This is a genomic window from Candidatus Defluviilinea gracilis (assembly GCA_016716235.1).
Lineage (GTDB): Bacteria > Chloroflexota > Anaerolineae > Anaerolineales > Villigracilaceae > Defluviilinea > Defluviilinea gracilis.
On record JADJWS010000001.1, the window covers coordinates 800,163 to 813,391 of the forward strand.

Annotated in this window: 2 protein-coding genes; one reads left to right on the top strand and one right to left on the bottom strand. The window is 56.3% G+C overall.

What is annotated here, in order from left to right:
• Positions 1-18 precede the first annotated feature (18 nt).
• Positions 19-9,825, bottom strand: coding sequence for an amino acid adenylation domain-containing protein (locus tag IPM31_03765; GenBank protein MBK9006090.1), 9,807 nt, complete (start codon positions 9,823-9,825; stop codon positions 19-21).
• 199 nt (positions 9,826-10,024) lie between these two features.
• Between IPM31_03765 and IPM31_03770 the strand changes: the two genes are divergently transcribed.
• Positions 10,025-13,228 (top strand): FHA domain-containing protein, encoded by a 3,204-nt coding sequence (locus tag IPM31_03770; GenBank protein ID MBK9006091.1) that lies wholly within the window; start codon positions 10,025-10,027, stop codon positions 13,226-13,228.
• Position 13,229 lies beyond the last annotated feature (1 nt).

The window sequence follows — 13,229 nt, forward strand, 5'->3', positions numbered from 1 at the left end:
AACCATGGTTCCACCGATTTAGATCTCTGGTCGTTGAATCAGATCGCGCGCGATGAAGGCGTTGATGTATGTGGACAGCAGTTGCCCATCCACGGGCGCGCATTCGATGCCCGTGTCGGCGAGTTTCGCGAGCGTGTTGGCGAGATCAATGCGCGGCATGAAAATTTGTTTTTCCTCCACCTCTTCGATGAGCGGAAGATACGGTTCCCATCCGCCGTTTTCCATGAAGGCGACTTTTTTGAACAGGTCGGCGCGCCACTCCTCGAACGAGACGCGCTGAGTGTGGAAGCCTTCGGTCGTGAGCCATTCGAGCAGATGATCGAGGTGAAGCGGCGAAGGGTTTTCCAAATGATAAATTTGATTCCAGTTGTCGGGGTCTTTTGAAATTTGGACGATCGCCGCGCTGACGAAATCCACCGGCACGATGTTGGCGACCACATCCAGATCGGGCGCGGCGCCCAAAAGCAAACACGCGCGAGTCATGCTGGAGATCATGTTGTCGGTGTTCCATGCGCCCGTGAGGCTGTGACCCGATACCAAGCCCGGACGATAGATGGCGTACGGGATGCCGCGCGCGCCAGCCTGCATCAACAATTTTTCCGCGACCCATTTGCTTTGAGCATATCCGCCGAACGGCGCGCCTGTTTCATCTATATTGTCGTTTTCGCGGAACACGCGCCCATCGTCGTGATCGCCATTGTGCAAAATGGACAACGTGGACACGTGATGCACGGGCTTCAACTTCGCGCGACTCGCCAATCGTAAAATTTCCTGAGTCCCCAACACATTCGCCGACTTGTGCGCGGCGTATGGATACACAAAATTCACCATCGCGCCGTTGTGATAAACCCAGTCAATTTGATTCGCAAGTTCATCGAACGCTTCATCGCTCAACCCGAATTGCGGCGAACCAAGATCGCCCAACACAGGCTGGATGCGAGGCGCAAACGCTTCATCCCACAACTGATACGAATCGAGATTGCGTTTCAAACGCTTCAAGCCTTGTTCAACGTTATCGGCGCGAAGCAAACAATACACATCCGCCGATGTTTGCTCCAACAAGTCATGCAACAAGAACGCGCCGACAAATCCCGTCGCGCCCGTCAAGAAAACCTTTTTCGGTTCGGCATGATCATACGCGAGACCGCCCGCGCGAATGTCCGCGTCCAACACAGCTTCGGCTTTCAATTGTTCCAAGCTCAACTGGTTCATACGGATGATGTTGCTTCCGCCCGCGTAGCCTGTTTTCACTCCGCTTTTTGCATTGCCGATCACTTCGGCAAGATTCGCAACGGTCGGCTGTTCGAACAACGCGCGCAACGGCAACTGCGATGTCTCGAGCGAATATTTTTCGCGCAACAAAAATACCAGCCGCGTCCCCAACAGCGAATGCCCGCCGAGTTCAAAAAAATTATCGTTCACGCCAACCTGCTCGGCGTTCAACCCCAACACTTGCGCGCACACTTCGGCGAGTTCCGCTTCCAACGGCGTGCGCGGCGCGATGTATTGCGCGCGCAGATCAGCCCGCGATTGAGTCGGCGCGGGCAACGCGTTGCGATCCACTTTTCCATTCGGCGTGAGCGGCAACGATTCAAGATTCACAAACACGGATGGAATCATGTACTCTGGAAGTTTCGCGCGCAAATGATCTCTGAGATGGACGTGCTCCGCTTCTCTCTCAGGGACAGCTGGCACTACGTAGGCGACCAGACTCGCCTCCGCCGACCTCTCCCTCCACGCGACGACCACCGCCTGCTTCACCGACGGATGACTCGCCAGCGCAACTTCAATTTCGCCGGTCTCGATGCGATAGCCGCGCACCTTCACTTGCTGGTCGCTTCGACCGAAGAATTCGATGTTTCCATCCGCGAGGTAACGCGCGAGATCGCCGGTTTTGTATAAGCGTGTTCTCTCGGATTTCTCCCTCACCCTAGCCCTCTCCCGCTGGGAGAGGGGACTGATGTGAGCGATGAATCTCTCCGCCGTCAACTCGGGGCGATTCAAATAGCCGCGACTGATGCCGTCGCCGCCGATGTACAGATCGCCGGTCACGCCGACGGGGACAGGTTGAAGCGTTGAATCCAAAATGTACATCTGCGTGTTGGCAATCGGTCTGCCGATGGGAACGGTGTTCGAGATGCCCGCTTGAATCGAATCCACTTTATAAATCGCTGACCAGATCGTCGTCTCGGTGGGACCATACACATTCCACAACCCCGCGCCGCGCGCGAGGAGTTTTTCGGCGAGGTCGTTCGTCAACGCTTCGCCGCCGCAGAGGATTTTCAGATCGGGCTTGCCAGTCCAGCCTGCTTCGAGCAATAATCTCCAACTTGCGGGCGTGGCTTGCATGAATGTGATGCGCGAATCTTCCAGCGACTGCGCCAACAACGCGCCGTCCGCAACCACTTCGGAATTTGCGATCACCACTTTCGCGCCGACGGTAAGCGGCAACAACAATTCGAGCACGGCAATGTCAAACGAAAGCGTCGTCACTGCGAGCAATGAATCGTCTGCGTCCATTTCCAAATCCTTTTGCATCGAACACAAAAAGTTGACTACCGCTTGATGGTGAATCTGCACGCCCTTCGGCTTGCCCGTCGAGCCAGAGGTGTAAATAACGTAAGCCAGATCGTCGGGCTTGGCTTTCGATTTTTTACCGCGTTTGGTCTTCACTTCTTCGAGCGCGTCGAGGCAAATGATTTGCGCGTCCGTTTTTGGCATTTCAGGCAGAAGAGATTTCAACGTCAAAACGGTTGAAGCGTTTGAATCCTCTAGCATGAACGCGAGACGTTCCGACGGGAAGGATGGATCAAGCGGCAGGTACGCGCCTCCCGCCTTCAACACGCCAAGCAGACCGACGAGCATTTCCACGGAGCGATTCACGAACAAGCCAACGAGAGTCCCCGGCTTGACGCCTTGCCCAATCAAAATTTTTGCCACTTCGTCCGCGCGTTTGTTTAGTTCTTTGTATGAAACGTCCCGAAGGTTTTCTTCAAACCCCTGAGTTGCGCCGTCCGCACCTTCGGGACGGTGATTGAACTGAACAGCAATTGCATCAGGCGTCTTCTTTGCTTGCGCTTCGATCAATTCATGGATGCAAGCCTCGCGCGGATAATCGGTTTGCGTTTGATTCCATTCAACCAAAATTTGCTGTGTTTCCGATTCATCTAACAACGAGTAGTTTGAAACGGGCTGAGACGGGTCGGCAACGATCTCGCGCAACAACGAATGGAAATGCTTCAACATCTGCTGAATGGTTTCCGCGTCGAACAAGTCCACGTTGTATTGAAGCGCGGCGGCGAGACCATTTCCCAACTCGGACATCATCATGGTCATGTCAAACTGCGCGGGTTCGCCGCCCAGCGCGATGGATTCCAATTCGAGCCCGCTCGTTTCCATGCGCGCTCCGTCCAACCCGAGCGCGAACGGGCTGAGCATCTGCACGTCCGCTTCGTGCGCTTTTTGCAGGATGAACATGGTCTCGAACAGCGGCGGGCGCGACGAATCGCGCTGGATGCCGAGTCGCTTCGCCAACAGCGCGGGCGGATACTCTTGATGCTCGAACGCGCCGAGCGCGGTCCGTTTGACGCGCTGGATGATTTCATTGAACGATGGATTGTTGGAAAAGTCCGCGCGTAACGCGATGGGATTGATGAAGTAGCCGACAAGATTCGACAACTCGGCGTGGCTTCGTCCCGCCGTCACTGAACCAACTAAAAACTCCTCTTGATTCGAATAGCGGTGCAACAACGTTTGGAACGCGGCGAGCAGGGTCATGAACATCGTCGCGCCGTTTTCCTGTGCGAGCGATCTCAACTTCTCGTACAACTCGGCATCCATGAAGAGATGCTCCGAATCGCCGCGATAGGTCTGCATCGGCGCGCGCGGACGGTCAGTGGGCAGGTTCAACGCGGGGAGTTGATTCCCCAACGTGTCGCGCCAATATTCCCAATGCTTCTCGCCGCGTCCGCTTTCGAGCATGGTCGCTTCCCAAGTCACGTAATCGGAGTAACGCGCGGAAAGTGAAGGTAATTCAATTTGTGTATTGCCGTTGTTTGATTCGTACAACATCAACAACTCACGCGCCAAGATCGTCATTGACCAGAAATCTGTGACGATGTGATCCATTGCCAGCAGGAGGATGTGCGACGAATCCCGCGTACGGTGGAGATCGGCTCGGATGACTGGACCAGCCTCAAGGTCGAATGAAGCGCGCGCGTCTTGCGCGAGTCGCTCGCGCAGTGCGTCATCCTCCAGCGCGGATGAATCCACAATGCGGAAAATCCCATCCATCGAATCATGCGCGCGTTGAAGCGGCTCGCCGTTCGCAACATGGAACGTGCTTCGCAACGATTCATGCCGCGCGACAAGTTGCTCGAATGCGAGTTGCAACGCGCGAGCATCGAGATCGCCGCGAATGCGGATCGCGCCCGCGACGTTGAATGAAAGTTCGCCGGGCATGAGTTGATGCAAAAACCACAACGCCTGTTGCCCCACCGAAAGCGGACTCTCGCGCGACGGATTTTGCGCGATGACGAACGGCGCGTCATCCGCCGTTCGAGTTGACTCCAAACTTGCGAGCGCCTCCGCCGCGAGGCTTGCGATCGTGGGACCCTGCAACAGACTCGCCACCGAAATTTGCGCGCCGAGTTTCGACTCGAGCGAGTTCTTTAATTCCATTGCCATCAACGAATCAAGTCCCAATGTATCCAGCGGTTGATTCAAAGTCAAGCGCGAGGCTTCCATGCCCAACACGCGCGCGGCTTGCTGTTGGAGGAAGTCTTCAATAGTTTTTTGTCGTTGAGCTGGTTCAGTGGCTATTAATTTTGCATGACTTAATTCAGGTATGTCGCTCTGAGGGAGCGTTCGCCGCGACCGAAGAGTCTCTCTCGGCTTTGGCAGAGACCCTTCGCTATCGCTCAGGGTGACATCTACAGGTTTTGACTTTCCATTCGAGCGCGGCGACGGTAACTTGTTTCCTTGTGTACGTGTTTCCTTGTCTACCTGTCTACTTGTTTCCCTGTTTACTTCGAGCCAATACCTCTGCCGGTCAAACGGATAATTCGGCAACATTACTTTATTGCGCGTGTATCCTGAATCGAATCCTTTCCAATCAACATCAACACCTTGAACATAAAGTTTTCCGAGGCTATCGAGGATCGTTTGCCATTCGTCTTGATTCTGTCTCAGCGACGGCAACCACGCGGACTTTGATTCGGGCAAGCATCGCTTTCCCATTCCCGACAACACCGGGCTTGGACCGATCTCGATGAACGCGTCAATCCCTAAACCCGCAAGCGATCCCATCCCTGCGGAGAATTTCACTTCCGAGCGGATGTGGTTGCGCCAGTATTTTGCAGTGAGGGGTTGGGTGAGGGCTTCGCCAGTGAGGTTTGAGAGAAAGAGAATTAGAGGATTAGAGAATTGGATTCGGTTTGCGAAAGATTCGAATTCATCGAGGATCGAATCCATCAATGGGGAGTGGAAGGCGTGCGACACGACGAGGAGTTTGGACGAGATGCCAAGTTTGGTCAGGTCATCCACAACAGTTTGCACAGCGGATTTTTCACCGGAGATGACGGTGTTGTCGGGTCCGTTCGAGGCGGCGATGGAGACTTGATGCGCAAACGGTTTCAACACATCGGCGATTTTTGTGACATCGGCGAAGACCGCGACCATCGTCCCATTTTGGGGAAGCGAGCCCATCAGGCGCGCGCGTTCGGCGATGAGACGTAGTCCATCTTCGAGCGTGAACACGCCCGCGATGCACGCGGCGACGTATTCGCCGACGCTGTGTCCCACCACGGCGTGAGGTGTGATTCCCCACGAGAGCCACAGTTTCGCCAACGCATATTCGAAAGCGAACAACGCGGGCTGGGTGTATTGCGTTTGATGGATGGTCGAATCGTTTTTGTCGGCAAAAATAATTTCGAGCAATGAACGACCGAGGATCGGATCAAGAATCGTTGCGCATTCATCCAACGCGGCGCGGAAGGTTGGCTGGGATTCGTAGAGTCCCTTGCCCATGCCCGCGTATTGCGATCCCTGCCCTGTGAAGAGGAAGGCGATCATTGGTTGCGCGGTTGGTTTGGCTTGACCTGACACGACCAAAGATGAATCGGAATTGTTGAGAAAATCTTCCAGTTCTTTGAGTAGTTCTTCATTCGAGGAGGCTTGAATTGCGAGACGATTCTCGAAGTGGGCGCGGGTGGTGTTGGAGGTGAACGCAATATCTTGTACTTCGTATTGCGTATTGCGTATTGAGTCGTTGAGAGATTGTGTAAGTTGCTCAAGAGAGTGTTGTGTTTTGGCAGAAAGAGTCAGCAAATGGCGTGGACGTTCGATACCAACCAGAGAGCCGTTAGCATTGGAAAGAGACCCTTCGTGGCGCGGAGCGCCACTCAGGGTGACATCAACCAACGGAGCATCGGACAAAACAATATGCGCGTTCGTGCCGCCGAAGCCGAAGGAGCTGACGCCTGCGAAGCGCGGGATGTCACGTCGCTTCCACGGGCGGAGGTACGTTCCAATTTCGATGCGCGAACCTTCGAGAGAGAGATACGGGTTGATTTCTTTTAAATGCAAATGCGGCGGAATGGATTCATTTTGCATCGCAAGGACAACTTTGATGAGCCCCGCGATTCCCGCCGCCGATTCGAGATGACCAATGTTCGTCTTCACCGAGCCGACGATCACGCGTTGATTCGAGTCGTCGTTCAATACCGCGTTCAGCGACGCCATCTCGATTGGGTCGCCGAGCGGAGTCCCTGTGCCGTGCGCTTCGACATAACCGATTTGATTCGGGGAGACACCCGCTTGATTCAACGCGGTGCGAATCACATCTTGTTGGGCGAGTCCGTTCGGGGCGGTGAGACCGTTGCTTCTTCCATCCTGGTTAACTGCCGAGCCGCGAACTAACGCAAGGATGTTATCTCCGTCGCGCATCGCGTCAGACAAGCGCTTCAACACGACAACGCCGCAACCTTCGCCGCGCACATAACCATCCGCGCTGGCGTCGAATGTTTTGCAATGACCATCAGGCGCGAGCATCCGCGCTTGCGAGAAGGTGATGGTCAATTCGGGTGTGAGGATTAAGTTCACGCCTCCCGCCAATGCGAGATCTGATTCGCCGCTTCGAAGACTCTGACATGCGAGATGGACGGACACCAACGACGATGAACATGCCGTGTCCACTGCCATGCTCGGTCCGCGCAGGTCGAAGACATACGACAAACGATTCGCGGCGATGCTGTGCGCGTTGCCTGTGCCTGCGTAGGCGTCTATCATTTCATGATTATCGAATTGCAAGCGCGAGTAATCGTAACTGCTGATGCCGACGAACACGCCTGTGCGCGTCCCTGCGAGGGAAGGCGGAGGAATAAAAGCGTTTTCGAGAGCTTCCCAACTGACCTCAAGCAAGAGACGTTGTTGCGGGTCCATGCGCGCGGCTTCACGAGGAGAAATCCCAAAGAAGGCGGGGTCGAACAAGTCCACGTTGTCGAGGAACGCGCCGAAACGTGTCATCACTTTTCCCCGTTCGGGAGTCTCGGAATGGAAAGCGTCCACATCCCAGCGGTCGGACGGCACCTCGGTGATCGTATCCACGCCGTTGCGGAGGAGTTCCCAAAACGCTTGCGGACTGTTGGCTTGCGGGAAGCGGCAACTTAATCCGATGATTGCAATCGGTTCGTTGATGTTGTTGAATGTTGGTTGGGGAGTCTGGATTGATTTTTTTTCTGGCTTTGAATCGTCGGCGAGAAAATTCGCCAACGATTCAATCGTCGGGTAATCCCATGCCAGTGTGGGAGCAAGTTTGCGGTTAAGGAAAACTTCAAGATCGCCGGTGAGACTGACGGCTTGCACGGAGCCAAGTCCGTAATAGGTGAACGGCTGGCGCGGGTCAATCGCGGAGGCGTCCATTTCGAGCATGGAGGCGATGCGGGTGAGGAGGAAGGATTGGATGGATTGAGATGAGGGCGTTGGTTGAGAGGTTTGACTCTCCCTCATCCCCAGCCCTTCTCCCGCGGGGAGAAGGGAGCCAGAGTCCCCCTCTCCCTTTGGGAGAGGGGTTAGGGGTGAGGGTGCATTCCTCCTCCACTCACCCACCACATCCAGCTCACTTTCGAGAAACGCAGTCTTCGTTGCGCGGCGTTGGATTTTTCCACTGGAGGTTTTGGGGATGCTCATCGGCTTGACGAGAACGATGGCAAAGACTTGCAGATCGTGTTTCTCTGCAACGGCTTGACGGATCGCGGAGGCGACTTCGTTCACATCCGCCTGGCGACCTGCGCGAGTCACCTCTTGCACGATGACGAGTTGCTCTTTTCCATTTTCGTTCACTGAAAACGCCGCGCCAGAACTCGATTGCAGCGCGGAGTGACTCGCCTCGACAGTCAACTCAATATCTTGCGGATAATGATTGCTTCCATGAATGATGATGAGGTCTTTCAAACGACCGGTGATGAAGAGTTCGCCGTTTTGCAGAAAACCGAGATCGCCCGACCGCATGAATGGACCTTCATTCGTATCGGCAATGAACGCGCCAAAGGTTCTTTGCGTTTCTTCGGCGAGTCCCCAATATCCCCGCGCCACGCTGGGCCCGGCAACCCAAATCTCGCCCACTTCGTTTTCACCACATTGATTCAACGTGGACGGATTGACGATGATGATTTTTTGGTCAACGATGGATTTGCCACAGTTGACCATCGTCAACGCGTTGGCATCCTCGCGCGAGACTTCAACCACGGCATCGCGCTCGAGGGCTTTGCGATCGATCGTCAGCGTGCGAGGTTCGGCGGGACCGTCGCCTCCCGAAACGATGAGAGAACTTTCCGCCATGCCGAAGCAGGGGTAGAAAGATGTCGAACGAAAGCCGACCAACTCGAAGGTCCGCGAGAAGCGTTCGAGAGTCTCAGGGCGGATCGGTTCGGCTCCGCAGAAGGCAAGTTTCCACGCGCTTAAATCCAACGTCTCAAGTTGTTCGGGCGTGATCTTGTCCACGCACAGGTCATACGCAAAGTTCGGCGCGCCGCTCGTGGTCACTTTGTATTTGCTGATCGCCTCGAGCCAGCGAAACGGCTTTTGCAGGAACGACACAGGCGACATCAACGTGGATACGCATCGAATGTACAACGGCTCGAGAATGCCGCCGATGAGACCCATGTCGTGATAACTCGGGAGCCAGAACGCGCCCGAATCATTTCCGTCAATTTGAAAGCCGCGCTGGATGGCTTTGAGGTTGTGCATCAGGTTGCCATGCGTGAGCATGACTCCCTTCGGCTGACTCGTGGAGCCAGACGTATATTGGAGGAAGGCAAGCGTGTCCGCGTTGATGTTCGGGTCGCGCCATTCCGCTTCCGACCCCGGGGCAACCTGCTCTGTGTTTAACCAGCTTAATGCCTGCAGTTCGGGCGACTGCTCGAAGCGTTGTTCGATGTTGTGCAAGATGGAGGAGGTAGTGAGCGCGAACTTCGCCTGCGAGTCCGCGACGATGGCTTGGATGCGCGGGACGGGACGATTCAAACGCGGAGGGTAGGCTGGCACCGCCACCGCGCCGGCATACAAACACCCGAAGAACGCGGCGATGTAATCGAGCCCCGCAGGATAGAGCAACAACACGCGTTCGCCGCGCGCGCCGTGAGCCTCGAGCCACGCGCCAATACCGCGCGCGCGGCGGTCGAGTTCGCCATACGTGAGCGAGTCGCCTTCCGTCCCGTCATCCTGTAAATAACGATAGGAAAGAAAATCGGGTTGCAGGTCTGCCCGCAATCGCAGAAGATCGAGAAGCGTACCGGGTATGGGGTGATTCTGAAATAGCGATTGCATCGAATGAGACCTATGCGTCCGAGTTATATCATAAAAGCCCGGAGCGCCGTTCCGCCAAAAGTTTGCTTGACATGCCACTTTCGCAACCGTATAATCTTTTCAACATCAGGGACGAGGGCGGACATTGGAAGCATTGGTTATTTCTGGAACTGATTGTCTGTTGGATCGACCTCTATCAACAAGGAAAAGGAACAGACCCGTGGCACAATCTGGCAAATTCAAGTTGACGCTTGTCAACACACAGAGCAGCGCTCCCCCAAAAGAATTCGAATTGACCAAATCTGAGCTTGTGGTGGGCAGAGATGAAGGCGTGGATATTATCATCGCCACGCCGGCCGTGTCGCGCCGCCATGCGCGCTTCATGATGCAAGGCGGCGAGTACATCATCGAAGACCTCGGCAGTTCCAACGGCACCTTCGTCAACGGCGACCGGTTGATCGGGCGGCAGACGCTCAACCACCGCGACGAGATCCGCTTAGGGCAGGCGATCACGCTCCTGTATACCACCCCCACCGAAGCAGACGAACCGAATGCGACGGTGGTGGGCGCAAAAAAACCGACACCGGTCGTCGTTTCGCATGTGGCGCAAACTACCATCGGCGATGAACCGATCATCCCCACAGCGGCAGGTCCGCGGAAACTGATCGTCACAGTGGCGGGGGAACCGCCGAAATCGTACAACCTCACCCGTTCGGCGCTCAGCATCGGCAGGCTCGACGAGAACGATATCGTCATCCCCTCGCCGATCGTCTCCGGTAAACACGCCCGTCTCGAAGCCGCAAGCGGAGGCGGGTACATGCTCGTTGTGCTGGCAGAGGCGCGGAACCCGGTGCTTTGCGAAGGCAGATCTATCGAAGGGTCGCGCATGTTGCGCCATGGCGATGTGTTGCGCATCGGCGGGCAGGATCCCGGCGTGATGGTTACGCTGACCTATGAAGCGCCCTCCGAAGCGGGGCAAGGCGCGCGAGATATCGTCTTCGGCGAAAAGACGCTCATCACAATCGGGCGCGACCCGAGCAACGACGTGGCGCTTGCCTCGCCGAATGTCTCGCGCTTCCATGCGCAGATCCAGCGCGTGGGTCAACGCTATCGCGTGGAGGATTTACGCAGTTCCAACGGCGTATTCGTCAACGGCGAACGCGTCGAGGGGTCGTTCTGGCTCAAACCCGACGATTCGATCCGCATCGGTCAGTATCACTTCGTGATGGGCAAAGACCAGCTCGCCCAGTTCGACGAGAGTAACGGCTTGAAAGTGGAAGTTCTCGGCTTGAACAAATGGGTGCGCAAAGACCTGAACATCCTGCAAAATATATCGGTGGTCTTCAAGCCGCGCGAATTCATTGTGGTGGTCGGGCAAAGCGGCGGCGGAAAATCCACCTTTGTAGACGCGGTCGCCGGCTACCGCCCCGCCACCTCCCCGTCGAAAGTGCTCGTCAACGACGTGGACATCTACACCCACTTCGACGCCATCCGCAACGAGATCGGCTTCGTCCCGCAAAAAGACATCATCCACATGGAGTTGACGGTCTATCAGGCATTGGACTATGCCGCGCAATTGCGTATGCCGGCCGATACGTCCGCCGAAGAACGCGAAAAGCGCGTGATGGAAGTGCTTGCCGATCTCGATCTCACCCATCGCAAGGATGTGCAGATCAGCGGCTTGAGCGGCGGACAACAAAAACGCGTCTCCATCGGCGTCGAGTTGCTGACCAAACCCGGCCTGTTCTTCCTCGACGAGCCCACCTCCGGTCTCGACCCCGGCACCGAGACCGCGCTCATGCAACTCATGCGCCGCCTCGCCGACCAGGGGCGCACGATCATCCTCATCACGCACGCCACCAAGAACGTGATGCTCGCGGACAAAGTGATCTTCCTCGCGCGCGGAGGTTTCCTCGCGTGGTTCGGTCCCCCGGATGAAGCGCTGGCATACTTCGACAAATATCGCTCCGAACGCGACCGCCGCGCCGGCAAGATCGAGTTCGACGAGATCTACGCCATCCTCGACGACCAAAGCAAAGGCAAAGCGCCGGAATGGGCGCAGAGATACCGCGAAAGCAAGGCATATCAAGAGTATGTCGTCAAGCCGCTGGCCGGGAAACTCTCGCCCGAAGGCTCGCCGACGATTCAACAAACCCCGCAAAAGCCCCAGCCAAAAGCGGGCGCCTCGGCAAAGAAAGTTTCCTCGCTTAAGCAATTCTTCGTGCTTTCCGCGCGCAACATCAAGATTCTCACGCGCGATAAATTCGCCCTGGGTCTCATGCTCGCCACCGCGCCGCTCGTGAGCCTGCTCGACGTGGTGCTCGCCAGCGTGATGGGACGCAACCCCTTCGCCTTTGCGGATGGGGACATCGCCCGCGTCATGATCACCCTCTTCCTCATGACGATCTACGGCGTGATGGTGGGAGGCATCTCGCAAATGCGCGAGATCGTCAAAGAGCAGGATATCTACAAACGCGAGCGACTCGTCAACTTGAAGATTCTCCCTTACGTGATGTCGAAGATCTGGGTAGCCGCGTTGCTCGCTTTCTATCAGGCGGCGGCGTACACCATTGTCCATTACCTTGCCTTCGAAATGCCCGGCGGCGCGTTGGAATTCGCGCAAATCTACATCACGATGACGCTCGCCACCCTCGCCGGCATGATGCTGGGGCTCTTCGCCTCCGCGCTCGCGCCGAACGCCAGTTCCGCGCCGCTTATGGTCATCATCCTCATGCTCCCGCAGATCGTGCTGGGCGGCGCGCTCATCCCCGTGCCGGAGTTTATCAGCGCGCCCACCTCCACGCGCTGGGCGTTCGAAGCGCTCATGAGCATCACCGGCCCCGGTTCGGATGTGGCGGCAGACCTGTGCTGGAAACTCGACCCCGCCGCGCAAAACGCGTTAACCCTCGAAGATAAACTCAAACCCATCGGCGACCAACCGCAGGGCTGCCGGTGCATGGGCGTGAACATGCTCCACGAGGAATCCTGCAACCACCCGGGCTTGGGCAGGTTCCGCATCCCCGCCATCGATGAGCCGTTACCGGTCGAACCTGCGCCCCTCCCGCCGGAACCCGAGCAACCCGTCCAGCCTGAGAATCAATCCGACAATATCGCCATGGCGGAATTCTTCGCCAAACTGCAAGAGTATGAGATCAAAGTGGAGGCGTATAAACTCCAGGTGGAACAATATCAGCGCGATCGCGTTGCCTATGAAACCCGGCGCGCCGAATTGCAAGTGGCGGTCGCGCCGGCCGAAGGCGTGGTGCGAAATTTCTACACCAACTTCCCGTTCATGTATGTGAACAAAGAGGACACAGCCACCTACTACGCCAAGATCGGCAAAACCTGGGTGATCCAAGGCGCCATCTGCCTGATCCTGTTCGTCGCCATTCTCTACCTGCAAAAGCGGAAGGATGTGGTCTAAC

What these genes read in the sequence shown, in the direction of transcription:
- IPM31_03765 (MBK9006090.1), bottom strand. Translation starts at nt 9,825, where the DNA reads ATGCAATCGCTATTTCAGAATCACCCCATACCCGGTACGCTTCTCGAT.